Consider the following 17,278-nt stretch of genomic DNA (forward strand, 5'->3'; position numbering starts at 1 on the left):
ATTAACGAGACGGTAGGGGTGTCGTTTGAAGCTATCTTGAACAGGCCATATTTCACTTACGTGGCTAAACCGTTTCACTGATATGAAAGATTCGTTGCGATTTTATTTAAGAGAAAAGTTATTGATGGTTTTGATGTTGAACATGTTTGGTTTTTAAGACGTTTTATTGGACAACTGTTGTTCAATAAAAAAGCCTCTCGATGGAGAGGCTTAGAAGAAGGTTCGATGTGGATACAGTTTTAGTGCGCGATGTCCAATTGGTTGTCTTTCACGCCGTTAATTCGGAACCAACCAGCGATACTGAATCGCTCTGTGTTGGTTGGCAGAACCTCGTGTGGGAACTGTTCAGAGAAGAACACAGATAAGCGGCCTGACTTTGGTGGAATAGTCGCAATGTGATTGTCTTTTAGATCGTAAACCACGAGCTCTCCTGCGTCTTCCTCAGACCATTCGTCATTCATGTAGAACACGGTAGTTAGACGGCGGTTTTCATTGCCTTTGAAGCAGTCTAAGTGCTTCTGGTAGAAGTCGCCTTTTTCGTATTTCGCAAAGTGCGCTTCGTACTCGAACAGACCCAGAAAGAACGCTTGGTTTGCTTCTAAACGGATTTGTTCCATTTTATCTAGGAACAAAGATGCGGGTTCGCCCATATCGCGGCGCACCCACTGAATTTTGTCACTACGGATGGCCGACTCTCGCGTTACTTCATCATTACGGCCAATCCTAGCCTTTTTCCAGTTTTCTGGAATGCAATCCCTCAATGCCACCACTTCTTCGTGAGTTAAGAAGTCGTCCCAAACAAAATAACCTTGGGTAGAAAGAGCATCGATCAATTGGTTCATGTATAGCACTCAGACAATAAATTAGAGGCGCATATATAGTCCGAATAACTCAGGTCGCCAAATCACATGTTTTGTCGTCACGACAAATGATGCTCAGTGCTTAAAGCGCAAGGCTTGTTGAGCAAGGTTTTCGGTAATGTAAGCATTCGATAATGCTGAAAAATATCGGATGGAATTGATGCTCGTCTTTGTAATGTATCTTCATTGTTCTGAGTTAAATTGGACTTGGGTAACATTGGTTTTGAGTAACGTTGGATTTGAATAATTTAGTGGATACCAATGGAAATCTAGATGCGAGCAATCTATCTGGTTTTAGATTGTTAATTTTAACAAAATGATCACAATTGAAGGTGGGTTTGCTATTGTATAGGTCTGACCAGTTGTTTTATCACAAGGAGTGGGTTTGCAGCTGCATACCATTAAAGGCTATATCCAAGACATGTATCTCGTAGAGTACCCTGACAGGTTGTTGTTACTTGATGGTGCGTGCCGAGCCGACATCCCGCATCTTAAAGTTTTCATTGAAGATGATCTTGGCCGTGAATTTAGCGACCTACACACAGTGGTTGTTACGCACATGCATCCAGACCACGCAGGGGCAGCGCACAAACTCAGAAAGCTCACGAATTGTAATTTGGTTGCAGCAAATCGAGATAAGGATTGGTACCACGGCATCGATGGCATATTGATGCATTTGACCGATCTGGCATTGGCACGGTGGATGGCAAACCGATTGGGTAAGCCCAAAGCAAACCTATGGTATTCAAGAAAGTTGAAGCCGGACTATAAGCTGTCTGATGGGGATAGCATCCCGGGGTTTGATGACTGGCTAGTTCTAGAAACGCCAGGTCATACCGACAGAGATCTTTCGGTTTATTGCCCATCTCACAGCGTTGCCTATGTGGCAGACCTAATGGTCGAGGTTAAGAAGAAGCTGATTCCGCCGTTTCCTATCTTTCACCCTAATAAGTATCGAGCGTCAGTATCGCGCATTTATGACATGAAGCTCGATACCTTGCTGGTGGCGCATGGGGGACAAGTGAATTTGAATGAGCAAGCGTTTGAACATCTGTTGATGAGTGCACCAAGAAGGCCAGTGACACATTGGCGAGTGACTAAAATCAAACTCAAAGGTTTGGTTAAATCTGTTTGGCGGTTTGGATTTAAAGATAAAAAAAATTGCCATAAATAATAAAGGCCAGTCTCAAAGACTGGCCTTTATTAGTGTGTGTTGTTGACTCACTATTTGAGCTGTGGAGCAGTTCAATTAGTGAGAAATTAGAAACTCACCTGCTGGGTCAACAATCACTTTGTCACTCATGCCTTGACGACCAAGCAGCATCATATAAGTCATATCCTGACGGTTGCTTAGCGTGATATCGATAGGCCATTCTTGACCACCGATTTTTAGCATGGTTTCAATCACACAACGATGTTCAACTTCGCCGTTAGATGATTTGATTCTTTTACTCGTTTTCAGCTTCGCCTTGCAGCGCACAGTCTCTTCTAGGTGGTAAACGTCTGGGTGAAGATCGAACTCAACGAAGTTTTCACCGTCTGTTTTTACACATAGTAGATTGTCTACGTGCAGAGAAGAGGTTTGAGCCCCTGTATCAACACGCGTATGTAGTCCAGTTATCCCTAACTCTGGTAAGCAAAGTGCTTCTGTATTCCCTATGATCATTTTATTGTTCATGTTTTTTCCAATCATGAGTAAACGGCGTTTAATCAGCCTTTGCCACGAGTACGGTTAGCGTTTGGTTTTGCATTTTTCTCGATGAATCCGAAAATCATATCTGCTACATCTTTGCCTGTCGCTTTCTCTATACCTTCTAAGCCTGGAGAAGAGTTCACTTCCATTACAACAGGGCCATTCTTAGATTGTAGAATATCGACACCACATAGGTTTAACCCCATGATTTTAGCTGCATTGATCGCTGTTGCGCGCTCTTCTTTGGTTAGTTTAACCAGTTGAGCTGTACCGCCACGGTGCAGGTTAGAGCGGAATTCACCCTCACTAGCTTGGCGCTTCATTGCTGCAATAACCTTGTTACCCACAACAAAACAACGGATGTCTGCGCCATTAGCTTCTTCAATGAACTCTTGAACCAATATGTTCGCTTTTAGGCCCATGAATGCTTCGATAACGCTTTCAGCTGCTTTGTTTGTTTCTGCTAGAACAACACCGATACCTTGAGTGCCTTCAAGAAGCTTGATAACCAGTGGCGCGCCACCTACGTTTTTGATCAAGTCTTGAATCTTGTCTGGGCGGCTAGCGAAACCTGTTTTTGGTAAGCCAATACCTTTACGAGATAACAGTTGTAGTGAGCGCAGTTTGTCGCGAGAACGACTAATAGCCACTGACTCATTGATACAAAAAGTACCCATCATTTCGAATTGGCGAACAACCGCAGTGCCGTAAAAGGTAATGGAAGCGCCAATACGTGGAATAACAGCATCGTATTGAGGTAGCTCTTCACCCATGTAGCGAATCTTCGGATTGTTACTCGCGATATCTATATCACAGTGCAGCGTGTCGATAACATCGACCTGGTGACCACGAGCTTCACCTGCTGCTTTTAAGCGAGAAGTAGAGTATAGATTTTCGTTGCGAGAAAGAATTGCGATACGCATGGCGTTTCCTTAGTTAATACCTGATTGGTAACTGCAAATAAATGAGTTGTTAGCTGAGCTTTCAGTTTTTCTGAGGCTCTTTGCTTGCTTCGGGGCGAACCTTAAGGCTTTTCGTTTAACTAAGAAAACGAATTAAATTTGTCGAGTCGATAACGGAAATTTATTAAGTGTGTGAGCTATTGGTACAACAGGGTTTAGAGGGAGTTTTGAATGGAAAAGCGAGTTGAGGCCTAACTCATATTGGGGGTAGGAGCCTATTAGGTTGTACTCAACTCGCGTTAACTCGGTGTTTAAAAGTGTACTAATAACGCCAGTTACATAGCTCTATAAGTGTTCGTAGTGCTTCTCTTTCGAGCTTGCTACAGGTGCTTTTAAGCTTATTAAGATAGTATTTTCTCATGATGATTACTTCTCTTGTATTAGGCTTTGGTAGGAACTTTGAGTTCCTTGCTGACCTACTAATTATGGTTATTTAATAGGAAGTAATAAACAGATGGGTTTTTATTAAAGCGTTCCTGTTTTTGTCTTTTATCGTCACTTTAAGACAAATGTGTTTTATAATTGGCTTTATGAGGAAAGATTATTTCTAAAAGGTTTATTATTTGTCTGATCTAAACATGATGCGTTACTACACAAGGCTGGATTCGTTCGAGCCTAACATCTCACATTCGGTTACCCTAACTGAGGTTGCAGACAAGCTGTTTACTAGTTTGCGCCATGCACGAACCTTGTTAGGCAAGATGCATCAGGCTGAGTGGGTAGTGTGGGAGCCTAAAGTGGGACGGAATCAGCGTTCTAACCTGACATTGCGTTTTAGCAATCAAGAAATGACTCAACATGTTGCCAGTAAACTGATAGAGCAGGGCAAATACGAAAAAGCACTTTCTATTTTGGAAGATGACCGGGCTGTATTTGGCGCTCTTCTCCAAGAAACTTCCGGTGCGACGATTCGAGAAGGGTTACTGCACGTTCAATTAACTTACAAACGTAAGTTTGAGGACTTGTTCCCGCATCATATTCACCGCAGTAGTGAACGGTTTTTGATCAGGCAAGTGTTCAGTTGCCTAGTCACTTGTAATGGCAAGGGCAAGTTGAAGCCTGAACTGGCGCACCATTGGGAATATGATTCTGAGAAGTTGGTTTGGACTTTCTATTTGCGCCCCGGTCTCACTTTTCACGATGGTCAACCCGTCGACGCCAAACAGCTAGTATCGTTGTTTACCGCTTTACAACCGCTACCTTTCTATCAGACAGAGCTAGCTCATGTTGCTTCGGTTTACAGTGAGCAGCCGTTAAGGATCAGCTTCCAACTGACCAAGGCCGATACTGGTTTTGCTGGCTTGCTTGCTGGCGTTAAGTATTCAATTCAACCTGCTGCGCAAGTGACCCGTGAGCCATCGCCATTCAATTCGGTATCTCATGCTGTTATTGGAACAGGGCCCTTCAAAGTGGTTGAGACCAATAATGAACGTATCAAACTCGCGGCATTTGAACATTATTATGGCTGTCGTTCTTTAACGGATGAGGTCACCATTTGGCAATTTGAAGAATCAATGTCGGGCAGTGCTCGTTTTGATGACAGCCAAATGCAAGTGTCACCTTATGAAGACTCGTCTTGTTTTCATCAACTCGGAAAAAGCGATGCGGAGCTGGTGTCTACAGAGACTGATGGCCTTCGTAGCCGGATCGAAGATGGCTGTTTGTTTATCCTGTTCAATCAGAACTCAACGGCAAACTCGTTGAGCGATGAGCAGCGTAAATACCTCTCCGGGCTCGCCAGTCCGCAAGCTATTTTGTCTCAATTGGAACAAAATCAAGGGTTGTTCAGCGTGTCTTTGGCTCAGAATATATTGCCAAGCTGGCAAAAGTTGTATCGAACGCCGTCGAAAGAAGTTCAATTACCTAAAAAGATGACCATAGCCGTTTACAATTACTACGCCCTATATAGATGTGCTATTTGTGTATCTGACATATTGAAACGATATGGTGTCGAAGTTGAGGTAAATACCTACAGTTTTCGAGAACTGGCTCAGCTATCTCAGAGTGGTGACCTTAAAGAAGACTTGGTGTTGTGTAACCTCAATCTCGATGACAATGCACCTTCTTCACTGTTCTCGTGGTTGATTAATGATCCTGTTTTGCACTCTGCACTAGGAGAGATGAACAGCGATTGGCTGAAGCAGCGCTTAGATCATCATAAGGCATCGGTTGAACTGCCGAATTACTTGGCAGAGTTGGAGCCCGTTGCATCGACGCTGATCTCGGATTATTGGTTAGTGCCTATGTTCCATCACCTACAAACCGTGCGTTTCCAAGGTATTCTGAAGAATGTCGCCATCACGAACTGGGGTTGGCCAGATTTCAAGAATGTATGGTCTGCGGATTAATATTTCTAACTAAATAGATTCACTATTCTTTTCTAGCCGATCTCGGCAGGTCCACATATAGCCAAAATATAAATTACACTAACCGGTTTACTTTTTTCGTTTTGATATGTAAACTAATCAGTGTAGTTTTTGCGTTGGGATAGACCCAATGATTAAAGAGATACCAATGAAAAAATATCTATTACCGATTTTAGGAGTACTTGCCGTGGTCGCTATCGTAAGCACAGGTTCACAATCAAACGACAATCTAGATAAGCTTCCGAAGAAGTTTATTAACAGTGAGTTGGAATACAAATCGGGTATGTCTGATATTTTTTCAATCTTGAAAGCTTACGTGACTGTGGAAAGGAATGAGCCGGTGCCACGAGCTGCATTGCCTCTGAAACCGATGACAGCCGAGCAACTGATCGAAGAACAAGACGATGTTGCTTACCGCTTGGGTCACTCTAGCGTGATGATGAAGCTGGATGGCAAGCTAGTGATGACTGATCCTGTGTTCAGTGATCGCGCATCGCCAGTGCAATGGATGGGGCCAAAGCGCTTCCATCCAACACCAATCTCATTACAAGAACTGCCTGATATTGATGTGGTAGTGATCAGCCACGATCACTACGACCATTTAGACAAAGGTGCCGTAAAGGTATTAGCAGACAAAGTAGGGACATTTTTGGTGCCACTCAGAGTCGGTGCTCTACTAGAAAAGTGGGGCGTGGATAAAGCAAAGATCATTGAGTTGAACTGGTGGGGGTCGGCAACCGTTGCTGATATCGAGTTCACTTTGACGCCGACACAACATTTTTCTGGGCGTGGCTTACTTGATCGTGACCAAACACTGTGGGGGAGTTGGGTCATTAACGCTTCAGATAAGAAAGTCTTCTTTAGCGGTGACTCTGGTTACTTCAACGGCTTTAAAGAGATTGGTGAGCGTTTCGGACCGTTTGATTTAACCATGGTTGAAACGGGCGCGTATAACTCACTTTGGGCGGATATTCATATGTTCCCAGAGCAAAGCGTTCAAGCGCACATTGACCTTCAGGGTAAGGTGATGATGCCAATCCACAACAGCACGTTTGACCTTTCTATGCACGATTGGCAAGACCCAATGGAGCAAGCACTGACGATAAGCAAAGAGCGAGACGTGCAAATGGTGAGCCCTGTGATGGGTGAACGCCTAGTGATCGCAGAGCCAGTACCCGTTCAAGCGTGGTGGAAACTAGCATCGAATTAGAGCTGTTACCTAATTAGAACTGGCATCTAATTAAAACGGTCATCTAAGTTAGAGGTAGCCATACTGCTAATCTATATCAAATCAGCTCATACAAAAAACGCCACCGATCGTACGATTCGGTGGCGTTTTTTTCATCTTTCTAAAGATCGGCTTTGTTTCAAAGAGCCGATCTATTTCTAATCACTCATTCTCTAGATCAGTTTTCTAGATTGTGAGCCATCTTGCTCGCGATTTTTCGAAACTGTTCTAACTCATCGTCGGCCATGCCTTTGGTCATTCTCTGCAGCATCTCTCGGTCAATATTCGATACCTTACTCATGATCTCTTGACCCTTATCGGTCAGAACCAATAACTGGCTTCGCTTGTCTTCGGGATTAGGCGATTTCTTCACAAGTTCCTGACTGATCAACGCGTTAACGAGCCTAGTGACTTGCGCCTTATCGCGGTTTAGGAAGTGTGCAATATCAATAGAAGTACATGGAGACTTCTTGGTAATGATCTTCATTACACGAATATTCATTGGCGCGATGTCAGAGTCCAAGCTCTCAATCTGCTCGCTCATTTGACGTTTCAAAGAGTGCACTAAGCGAAAGATAGACTCTAGCGATGTGTTATCAGACATAAACGATCCTCAGGAAAGTAGTTGACAATATCAACCACTATATTTATAGTTGACATTATCAACTTAATTGTTCGTAAATTCAAGGCAGGAAATAGATATGACGATTCAAGCAACACTAACGCCAACTCTTCCTGAGCAAAAAGGCACACCCGTTTTATACAAAATTATGGTCATGATGAGCTTAATGCTAACCATTGGCGGCAGCTTAACGGCCGTGATGACCTACATGAATGTCGGATTCGGTGAGGCATTCATCGGCAAATGGCTCTCTTCGTTAGCCCTAGTTGTCGTGATTATGATGCCAATTGGCATGGTGATGATGACTTTGGTGACTAAGTTGGTCGCCAAGGTATTACCCAATTATGGTGAGAAAGATCGCAACCTAATCGTGGGATTGATTATGGCTTTTATCATGGAGTCCATCATGGCATTGGTAACAGCGGCAAATAACATTGGATTTTCGGATACATCGGCGTTTACCAGTGGATGGTTTAATGGATTTATTGCTGCGCTTCCTATTGGCCTTACGATCATGGTCGTGATGTCGATGACGGTTAAACCTAAGCTCGAACGATTCATGAAGAGCTAGCCAACACACTTTTTAAGTATTGTAGGAGATCCACATGACAGCATTTACAGGCAAACATAACAACTACCGCATCACTATCGAAGAAGTGAACATCAAAGAAGATCGTGAACTGCAAACCATGCAGTTTGAAATAGAAGACAGAGAAAACATGTTCGCGATTGTTGAGAAGATCAAACAAGACAGCGGCTTAGACGAACAATCAGCAGCACGACTGGGTGTGAGTATCCGCTTACTCGGTCCATTAATGATGCAAGATCGCAAGCATCCTCTTTTTGTTGATTTCATGCCTCACTTCAGAGACTTCATGCAAAACCTTAAGAAGACCTTGAAAGGGCAGTAAAGCCTAATCATCAGTAACACATCGAAAAGCCAGTAACGAACTTACTGGTTTAAATCAACATAATTTCAGTTGTTTGCGGCTAGAATGTGCGAAAATTGATGATTGAATTCATGGTGTTGTTTCGCTATTTAATTGTCTATTCAAGCTTCAAGAAATCCGATATTATACTGGTCATAAAAATAAAGGTGATATTATATGACAAATGTATTTAGGCAAGCAGCTGAAGAACTGCTAAGTCGCCGCGTTGCGGGAACCAAAGCACCAAGATTGGACGAACAGTACCGTCCGAATAACTTGGAAGATGCGCTAAAGATCCAATCATCAATGATCGATCTCAAGAGCGACAAGGTCGGTGGTTGGAAGTGTTTGCTTCCTTTGGCTGAAGACAAGTTCATTGTTGCGCCTATCTTTTCGGGTAGCGTTCAACAAGGCGAAGTTTGCGAACTGTTTGCTGACAACGACGTAGTACGTGTTGAGCCTGAAATTGCCTTTACGCTTGCAAAGAGCCTGCCTGCAAACCCAGAAGGTTACAGTGAAGAGCAAATCAATGAAGCGATTGGTTCTTGCCATATGGCTCTTGAGTTAATGCAATCTCGCTTTGCTGATGACAGCGGTGCCGAGTTCTATGAAAGACTTGCTGACGGCCTAGTAAACCAAGGCTTGTTCATCGGCCCTGAGATTGATCGCGAAAAAGCGTTCACCTCTGCTGAGATCAGTATTGAAGTAACTCAAGGCGAGCGAGTTCAAGCATTTGACGGTAAGCACCCGAATACACTGCCACCAAGCCCAATCTACTGGCTGATTAACTACATGACGCGTCGTGGTGTTGATTTCCAAGCGGGTGAAGCAATCATCACGGGTTCTTACTGCGGTATCGTAGAAATGGAATTCGATAAGCTAACGACATTCCATTACCAAGATATTGGCGAATACCAAGTAACGTTTAAGCAAAAGTTGTAAAGCTTGTTACCCACATGATCTGTTATCTAAAGGCTGCTTACTTGGTTAGTAAGTAGCCTTTTCTATTTTCTGGAGCAATAAGAGTCAAATACGACTCTTATTTTAGTGCTCGTTACCATTAAAACGAGTGAATGCGAAATTTAACTACTTCTAAAACCTAGTTACTACCAAAACACAGATATTTAATGTCCATGTACTCATCGATGCCTTCTTTGGCACCTTCACGGCCAATACCTGATTGCTTAACACCACCGAAAGGGGCGACTTCGGTAGAGATCAATCCATCATTGATGCCGACCATTCCGTACTCAAGCGCTTCTGCGATTTTCCATACACGGTGGATATTCTGGCTATAGAAGTATGATGCTAAACCGTAAATTGTATCGTTTGCCATCTCAATAAGCTCTTCGTCTGTCTCGAATTGCATCACAGGAGCGACAGGACCAAAGATCTCTTGCTGAACAATGTCCATGCTGTGTTTAACATTTTTAAGAATGACAGGCTGAAGGAAAAGCCCATCAAGCTCTTGAGTTGGCGTCACAGGTGTCGCGCCTTGTTCTACCGCTCTGTCTATTAATGCTTGGATGTTGTTCTTCGCATTCTGACTGACAACAGGACCAATGGTGACACCTTCATCTAAGCCGTTACCAATCTTAAGCTGTTGAACCGCTTGATCGAATTTAGCCACGAACTCATCGTATACTTTACTGTGAACATAGAAACGGTTTGCACAAACACAGGTTTGGCCTGCATTACGGAATTTTGAAGCCATTGCGCCTTGAACTGCAGCGTCAATATCCGCATCGTCAAACACAATAAAAGGTGCGTTGCCACCCAGTTCCATTGAGGTACGCTTGATTCCTTTCGCCGCTTGAGCCATCAAGATACTGCCGACTCGGGTAGAACCAGTAAAAGAGATTTTTTTAATCAGTGGGTGTGAGGTGAAAAGACCACCCACTTGCTCTGGGCTTTCACCGAGTACGACTTGAAGTAGATCTTTCGGAATGCCCGCTTGGTAAGCCAATTCAACCACAGCAAACGCAGACAGTGGTGTTTCATCTGACGGCTTCACGACAAAGCTACAACCCGCGGCTAAGGCAGGTGCGGCTTTACGCGTGATCATCGCCGTGGGAAAGTTCCATGGGGTAATGGCACAAGCCACTCCAATAGGTTGCTTGATCGTAACTAAGCGTTTACCCGCGACTGTACTCGGGATTGAATCGCCATAGGTTCGCTTCGCTTCTTCAGCGAACCATTCTATAAAACTCGCACCATAAACGATCTCGCCCTTTGCTTCGGCTAACGGTTTGCCTTGTTCAATCGTCATTAGCCGAGCAAGATCATCTTTGTTTTCAAGGATCAGCTGATGCCAGCGATGAAGTAATGCGGCGCGAGATTTAGCAGGTACTTGAGCCCACTCTTTTTGTGCTATGTGGGCGCGTTCGATAGCACTTGTTAATTCAGACTCAGATAAAATAGGTGCGTGCCCTACGAGTTCCCCAGTTGCCGGGTTTGTTACCGAAACAGCGTTTGTTGGTTCTGTCACCATAAAAGAGAGTAAGTGCTTGTTGTTAATGTTTAGCATCGTGTTTCCTTTGTCGTGATTACTTAAGTATGTTGCTGTTTATGATAAATGCGGGCGTTAAAATGATTTCGACCAAACATCGTTTGGTCGAGTACCGTTTAGCCGAATACAGTGACAACGGGGCAACAGGCTTCAATATGTACTTAAAGCCAGATCCTACTGTTAAGCTGAAATTATCAAAACTAACCCCAATTATCAGATTCTATTTTTGCTAGCGCTTTTGCCGCTTTTTGAAGCGCCGGTAAGAATTTAATCGCTTCATCTGGTCTTAATCGAATGACAGGTGCTTGTATTGCGAGGCCGAGGTTTGATTGACCCGTAGATGACGGGATTAGCACGGCGATACAGACTAAGCCCGGCAAAAATTCTTCGTCATCAATCGCAAAGCCTTGGATTTTCGCTTCTTCGATGTCTTTCTCTAACATCGAATAGTCTGTAATGGTGTTCACGGTGTATTGAGTCAGTGGCACGTTTTCAATCAGTCTTCGACGCTGTGACTTAGACATGTGCGCTAAAAACAATTTCCCGCTTGCTGAACAATGCACTGGGACGCGAGAGCCTGGGTGTAGGTGAAAACGAAGGGGGGCTTCAGTTTCTGCACGATCAAGATAGATGATCTCGCCACTTGATAGCGCCGTTAGGTTACAGCTTTCACCAACTTCTGCCCTCAGGTTTTCAAGAATCGTGCGTCGGGCACTGTGCATGGTGCTATTCAACAGTAGGTTTTCGGCAAGCTTTCTGAGTCGAATACCTGAGCTGTAGTGCTTCTCATCGCCGTCTCTTTGAATGATGCCTGCTGCTTCTAACTGCTGAAGCATTCGGTGCAGGGTCGGTTTTGGTAGTCCAGTTTCTTCGACTAACCCCTGAAGAGAAATAAACTCGTCTTTTTGCGCTATCACCTCTAATAGTGCAAAAAGTCGGAGAGTCGGTGTATCCCCTTGAACTGGTGGTGTTTCTGTTTGCATATAATGATCCATCCTTGCGATATGTCTATGCCTAAGAGTGTACATACCAAATCATTATTCTTCAATTATCTGAATAAAATTTGACCTTTTTTATTATTCCAATAATATAAATATAAATTATGGAACAATTAATCTCAATAAATGGAATTTAAGATGAAGGCGATTGAACGGATTATTGATAAGGCTCACTTAGATCGTAAGCGAGTGGTTTTGAGTGAAGCTGAGGACCCGCGAGTACTAGCAGCCGCAAGAATGGCGATAGACAAACAGCTCGCTCACATCACCCTAGTAGGGGATGAACCAGCGATCATCGCTGCTGCAGAATTACAGCACATTGATCTTGTAGGCATTCATATTGTTTCCCCACAGGCGTCATCACTCAAAGAAGTGCTCGCTGAGCGGTTGTATACGCTAAGAAAAGCGAAAGGTATGACTTACGATGACGCTCTAGAGTTGGTTCTAGACCCACTCGTTTTTGCCAATTTGATGGTCAGAGAGGGGCTGGTCGATGGCACAGTTAATGGTGCGGTTTACACCACGTCTGATGTAGTACGAGCGGCGCTGCAGATCATTGGGCCAGCACCAGACAGTGAATTGGTATCGAGCTTCTTTCTGATGATGTTGTGTGAGCCTTTCCATAACCTTAAAGGTGGCATGATTTTCAGTGACTGTGGTTTGGTGATTAACCCCAATGAAACCGAGCTAGCATCGATTGCAGTGGCCGCATCAAACAGCGCTCAAACGCTACTGATGGAAGAACCTAAAGTCGCAATGCTGTCGTTTTCGACCAACGGCAGTGCCAAGCACGAATCGGTCGATAAGGTTCGTAATGCCGCTCAGTTAGTGAAGCAACGCTGTCCCGGAATAGCTGTCGATCAGGATGTTCAACTCGATGCCGCGATTGTGACTGAGATTGCCGCGAAAAAGTTGCCAGATTCAGAGGTGAAAGGTCAATCGAACGTGTTGATATTCCCCAATTTAGAAGCCGGCAATATTGGTTATAAGCTTGCGGAGAGGTTAGGTGGGGCAGTTGCGATTGGACCGTTATTACAAGGCCTGAATCAACCTGCCAATGACCTATCGAGAGGGTGTAGCGCGCAAGATATCTTTAATGTGATCGCGGTGACCGCGGTACAAGCGCAGCAAGGGAAAGTGTCTGATTCTAACGCTGATATTGATATTGATATTGAAGCTGATGTTGAAGAAAAAGAAGAGTCGACGTTTGATTTTAGGTATTAACATTTAGCTCCCGAAGCTAATACTGAATTTTGCACCCAAAATAAAACCCTAAACAACCTAATTAGGATTGCTGATGGAGTTACCTGTTTTACTCGCCATTCTTGCCACCATCGCGGTGGGTACCTATTTCCAAACCGTCACGGGGTTTGGTCTTGGGATCATTGTAATTGGTTTAACGGTCAGTCTTAATCTGGTTTCCTTACCCGTTATTGCTGCTGTGGTCAGTATTGTGACTTTGTTTAATTGCTTTGTCGCTTTGATGGGTAAGCCATTGCTTGGGGAGCTCAAAATTCTGGTGGTGTTAGTCATCGGTATTATTCCCGGTGTATCAATGGGGGTGTTCTTGCTGGATGAGTTGAGTGACTCTGCGACCAATATCTTGCGGGGGCTATTGGGTGCGATGGTGCTATTCGCAGGTTTGAGTTTTATGTTCAAACCTAAAACCAGAAAGGATCGTTCGGCAACGGTATCATTCCTTATATCAGGATTTAGCTCTGGTTTAGCGGGCGGGTTATTTGGGATGGCGGGCCCTCCGATTGTTTATCATCTCTATCGGCAACCTTTTACACTCGATCTGGTGCGAAGCACACTGCTGATGGTTTTCGCTTGTACGTCGATGTCGCGTACTGTCAATGTCTACGCTGCAGGCGACATGGAACAGAGCATACTGTGGTTATCTGCTATTGCTGTTCCCTTGGTAGCGCTTGTCACGATGTTTGCTCGGCGCTTTCCACCGCCGCTGTCTAATGATCAACTCAGAAAGTTAGTGTTTATTGTGTTGATGTTGATAGGCGGGTATTTGATGGCGGTCTCTGCATGGTCGTTGTTTTTGGCTTAGAACGTTTTCTTTATCAAAGTTATCTTTGAAGGAGGAGGGCTTGATTCTCGTTTAATGCTTGATGACTCCCTCCTCACTGACACGTCAGCGCTTTAGCATCTCAAAGATGTTCTTACATAGCCCGAACAAGCAGCTCTCTTGTACGTCCAAGGTAATGTTGTTGCGGTAATATGGGCTCAAATCCACTCCCATCCCCACGCCATGAATCTCAATTCCGTTTTTGGTCGACTCACGTTCAATGACTTGTTTGAGGTGGTTATCCAAATAGAACTGATCGTTGGCGGTGCTGGTGGCGGTATCCATTGGGCAGCCGTCTGAGAACACGATCAAAACCTTTCGTTGTGCACTGTGCTGCTTTAAACGCAGGCTAGCGAACTGCACTGCTTCGCCATCAATCCCTTCTTTAAAGATGTCTGCTTTACGAAGGCTAGCAATCCCAAGGCGAGATCGTCTCCAATGTGTATCAAAATCCTTAAACACGATGTGCCGAACTTCGTTCAACCGGCCTGGGTGCTTTGGTTGGCCTTGTTTAAGCCACTGTCGATAAACTTTTCCACCGTTCCAGTTATTGGTCGTGAATCCAATGATCTCAAATGGAATGTTGGCCAGTCCAACGGATTTAAGAATCGTATCCATCAACAGGCTTAACTTGTGACTGTGCTTTTGCATTGAACCTGAGCAATCCATTAAAAACGTGATGGCACATTGATGAGATGCGCCGATGTCAGGTTGATAAAAGGCTGTGCGATCCAATGGCGAAGTGATGAGCTTGGTGATGGTAGTGGCGTTAACAATGCCTTCTTCTAAATGATCCTGACGTCGGTTCCTTTGTGGCGTGGCAACAAAGCTAGTGAGCATAGCGGCTAAACGGCGAGTGTTTACTTGTCTCGCCATGATGTCATCAGTCAGCTTTTGTCTTAGTTCGAGTAATAGGGCGCGCCTGACGAGTTTGTCTGCCGCGATGACTTGATCAAATTCTGAATTAAAGACCTGATAATTCGCGCCCGAAAGCTCGAATACCTTACTACTGCCCGTTATGTCGCTATCGACGTCTTCATCTTGAATGTCACCATCAACAATCAAGGCAAGCTGCGCAAGGATCTTAATGTCTTCTTCGACCGTTGGAGTGGGCGAGTTATCATTTTCTTGTTCTTGGATGACTAACTCTTGTGCAAGGGCGGCAAGCTCGTTAGCGCAGTGTGCAAACTGTTGTTGGTCGGCTCGATGTTGCTTTAAGCGCTTCAGGCAGTGACCAAAAGTAGGTACGATGCCGGCGCGAGTCGATTCAATGGTTTCAGCGATAGGCTCCGAAACTGGGACGCCAGTTAAGCGGGTGTGGATGACCTGCATCAGTGTAAACAGCAACATGCCTATTCGTGATTCGGTGAAGCCATTCTGATGATACTGGTCGCTCCAATACGCAAAGTTGAATTGAATACTAGTGATCACGCCCTTCAGATAAGACGGGACTTGCGATTCGATTCGTACCTGTTCGCAGAAATCATATAACAGACGTTCGACTTCGTTTTTCGGTCGCAATGAGTAATGAAGAGCAGCATCTGAAAGCAAGAGTCGTAATGCCGATGAATCGATCTTACCTTGCATCGAAAGCTTGCTGTTTTTCAACTCATGGCGAGACACAAAGGTGAGATCGTTAGTGTGTGCAGACTGGTAATAACAGGGGATATTGCCTTTATAGAGACGCTCCCCCCGATAATTCAGATTCAACTCACCACTGATCGCTCTGGCGACAGACACGCCAAGATCAAGGATCTTTTTCTGCTGAGAAGAAACATTGGCCATGATTTACGACTCCGAGTGCGAATAGTTTTGAGCATGCGTTTCTAGATCTTCACCAAAGCAGCGGAAATAGTATTCACTGACTAGCTCTTTCTCTTCGTCTTCGCAGCGATTTAAGAATGACAGTCTAAATGCCGTTGCTACATCGTCGAATATTTGGATGTTTTCGGCCCAAGTGAGCACCGTTCTCGGAGACATCACCGTCGAAAGGTCACCAGCTCGAAACCCGTTACGCGTTAATCCGGCGGTCGCGATCATTTTCTCAACCAGTTGTCGGCCACTTTCATTATTTAGATCTGGAAGCTTGGATAACACGATCTTAGTTTCATGTTGTGGATCTAAATAGTTGAGTGTAGCGATGATGTTCCATCTATCTAACTGACTGTGGTTAAGTACTTGAGTACCCGAATACAAACCTGAAAAATTACCCAAGCCAAGCGTGTTGCAGGTAGCAAACAGGCGGAAAGAAGGGTGAGGAGTGATCACTCGGTTTTGTTCTAAAGAGGTGTATTTGCCGTCTTGCTCTAATAGCTGTTGAATCACAAACATCACGTCAGGACGACCAGCGTCGTATTCATCTAATACCAGTGCGATGGGTTGTTGAATGCTCTGAGGAAGAATGCCTTCTTTAAACTCTGTTACTTGCATTCCGTCTCTAATGACGATGCTGTCTTTACCTATGAAATCCAAGCGACTTAAGTGTCCGTCTAGGTTGATCCTCAAACACGGCCAATTCAATCTTGCGGCAATTTGCTCAATGTGAGACGACTTGCCCGTTCCGTGTGTGCCTTGTATCAATGTGCGACGATTGGAGGTGAACCCCGCCAATATAGCCAACGTCACTTCGGGGTCGAAACAGTAATTTGGATCGACTTTAGGAACATATTCGCCCGCATGTTCAAATGCCATCACGGTTAGGTTGCTGTCGATCCCAAAGCGTTCTCTCACACTTACTGGTTGCGTTGGTATCAATTCCGCCTCTTTCATCATTTTTCCCTCTATATAACTCATCACTTGTCGCTGCTATCGCGATATTTCATCGATTATTAACAGCTCCGCTTAAGTTAACGGCACTTTTTGTACGAATAACTACCAATAATGTGATCTAGTTTTATTAATTAGAATGAATTGTTCCAATTTAATATAAAAAGTTGACGCGCAAAAATTCTACTACTAAGGTGAAAATGAATTCGAAAAAGAGACGATTCATTCCGAAAAGTGAAATTTTGGTTAACTCAAGGAGAGTGGA

At 44.3% G+C, this 17,278-nt stretch carries 16 protein-coding genes; 8 read left to right on the top strand and 8 right to left on the bottom strand.

The window, feature by feature from the left end:
- Window positions 1-239: 239 nt before the first annotated feature.
- Window positions 240-842, bottom strand: a complete 603-nt coding sequence (locus AC3CID_RS17040) for a 2OG-Fe(II) oxygenase (RefSeq protein WP_488527753.1) — start codon at window positions 840-842, stop codon at window positions 240-242.
- A 403-nt stretch (window positions 843-1,245) separates the two neighbouring features.
- Between AC3CID_RS17040 and AC3CID_RS17045 the strand changes: the two genes are divergently transcribed.
- A complete protein-coding gene (locus tag AC3CID_RS17045; RefSeq protein WP_488527754.1) occupies window positions 1,246-2,034 on the top strand; it encodes an MBL fold metallo-hydrolase in 789 nt (262 codons plus the stop codon).
- Between the two features lie 75 nt (window positions 2,035-2,109).
- On the opposite strand, the gene AC3CID_RS17050 is transcribed toward AC3CID_RS17045, so the two are convergent.
- On the bottom strand, window positions 2,110-2,538 hold the full coding sequence (locus tag AC3CID_RS17050) for an ATP-dependent zinc protease family protein (RefSeq protein ID WP_004733090.1): 429 nt from the start codon (window positions 2,536-2,538) through the stop codon (window positions 2,110-2,112).
- A gap of 32 nt (window positions 2,539-2,570) precedes the next feature.
- Entirely contained in the window at window positions 2,571-3,476 is a 906-nt protein-coding gene (gene rimK, locus AC3CID_RS17055; RefSeq protein ID WP_488527755.1) for a 30S ribosomal protein S6--L-glutamate ligase, read from the bottom strand.
- Between the two features lie 602 nt (window positions 3,477-4,078).
- On the opposite strand from rimK, the gene AC3CID_RS17060 reads away from it, so the two are divergent.
- Together AC3CID_RS17060 and AC3CID_RS17065 are read left to right on the top strand one after the other, a co-directional pair.
- On the top strand, window positions 4,079-5,863 hold the full coding sequence (locus tag AC3CID_RS17060; protein ID WP_488527756.1) for an SgrR family transcriptional regulator: 1,785 nt from the start codon (window positions 4,079-4,081) through the stop codon (window positions 5,861-5,863).
- Window positions 5,864-6,029: 166 nt separating this feature from the next.
- Entirely contained in the window at window positions 6,030-7,091 is a 1,062-nt protein-coding gene (locus AC3CID_RS17065; protein ID WP_488527757.1) for an MBL fold metallo-hydrolase, read from the top strand.
- Window positions 7,092-7,287: 196 nt separating this feature from the next.
- Here AC3CID_RS17065 and AC3CID_RS17070 read toward each other — a convergent pair whose 3' ends face one another.
- Window positions 7,288-7,713, bottom strand: a complete 426-nt coding sequence (locus AC3CID_RS17070) for a MarR family winged helix-turn-helix transcriptional regulator (RefSeq protein ID WP_010428472.1) — start codon at window positions 7,711-7,713, stop codon at window positions 7,288-7,290.
- 97 nt (window positions 7,714-7,810) lie between these two features.
- Between AC3CID_RS17070 and AC3CID_RS17075 the strand changes: the two genes are divergently transcribed.
- The 3 genes from AC3CID_RS17075 to AC3CID_RS17085 all read left to right on the top strand — a co-directional run bounded on the left by AC3CID_RS17075 (window position 7,811) and on the right by AC3CID_RS17085 (window position 9,602).
- Window positions 7,811-8,302 (top strand): DUF2798 domain-containing protein, encoded by a 492-nt coding sequence (locus AC3CID_RS17075; protein WP_488527758.1) that lies wholly within the window; start codon window positions 7,811-7,813, stop codon window positions 8,300-8,302.
- Between the two features lie 34 nt (window positions 8,303-8,336).
- On the top strand, window positions 8,337-8,642 hold the full coding sequence (locus AC3CID_RS17080) for a DUF3861 domain-containing protein (RefSeq protein WP_488527759.1): 306 nt from the start codon (window positions 8,337-8,339) through the stop codon (window positions 8,640-8,642).
- Between the two features lie 195 nt (window positions 8,643-8,837).
- The gene (locus AC3CID_RS17085; RefSeq protein ID WP_488527760.1) at window positions 8,838-9,602 is read left to right on the top strand and encodes a hydratase; all 765 of its coding nucleotides are present in this window, start codon (window positions 8,838-8,840) and stop codon (window positions 9,600-9,602) included.
- A gap of 157 nt (window positions 9,603-9,759) precedes the next feature.
- Here the strand turns inward: AC3CID_RS17085 and AC3CID_RS17090 are convergent, their stop codons facing one another.
- Together AC3CID_RS17090 and AC3CID_RS17095 are read right to left on the bottom strand one after the other, a co-directional pair.
- Window positions 9,760-11,187 (bottom strand): NAD-dependent succinate-semialdehyde dehydrogenase, encoded by a 1,428-nt coding sequence (locus AC3CID_RS17090; RefSeq protein ID WP_488527761.1) that lies wholly within the window; start codon window positions 11,185-11,187, stop codon window positions 9,760-9,762.
- 182 nt (window positions 11,188-11,369) lie between these two features.
- The gene (locus AC3CID_RS17095) at window positions 11,370-12,152 is read right to left on the bottom strand and encodes an IclR family transcriptional regulator (protein WP_016767893.1); all 783 of its coding nucleotides are present in this window, start codon (window positions 12,150-12,152) and stop codon (window positions 11,370-11,372) included.
- 153 nt (window positions 12,153-12,305) lie between these two features.
- Between AC3CID_RS17095 and pta the strand changes: the two genes are divergently transcribed.
- Together pta and AC3CID_RS17105 are read left to right on the top strand one after the other, a co-directional pair.
- Complete coding sequence (pta, locus tag AC3CID_RS17100) at window positions 12,306-13,391, top strand: phosphate acetyltransferase (RefSeq protein ID WP_488527762.1); 1,086 nt, start codon at window positions 12,306-12,308, stop codon at window positions 13,389-13,391.
- Window positions 13,392-13,464: 73 nt separating this feature from the next.
- The gene (locus tag AC3CID_RS17105) at window positions 13,465-14,229 is read left to right on the top strand and encodes a TSUP family transporter (RefSeq protein ID WP_488527763.1); all 765 of its coding nucleotides are present in this window, start codon (window positions 13,465-13,467) and stop codon (window positions 14,227-14,229) included.
- A gap of 84 nt (window positions 14,230-14,313) precedes the next feature.
- Here AC3CID_RS17105 and AC3CID_RS17110 read toward each other — a convergent pair whose 3' ends face one another.
- Both AC3CID_RS17110 and AC3CID_RS17115 read right to left on the bottom strand, forming a co-directional pair.
- A complete protein-coding gene (locus AC3CID_RS17110) occupies window positions 14,314-16,032 on the bottom strand; it encodes a cobaltochelatase CobT-related protein (RefSeq protein ID WP_488527764.1) in 1,719 nt (572 codons plus the stop codon).
- Window positions 16,033-16,035: 3 nt separating this feature from the next.
- Entirely contained in the window at window positions 16,036-17,019 is a 984-nt protein-coding gene (locus AC3CID_RS17115; RefSeq protein WP_488527765.1) for an AAA family ATPase, read from the bottom strand.
- Window positions 17,020-17,278 lie beyond the last annotated feature (259 nt).

This window comes from Vibrio sp. QJM3NY_21, assembly GCF_057785975.1.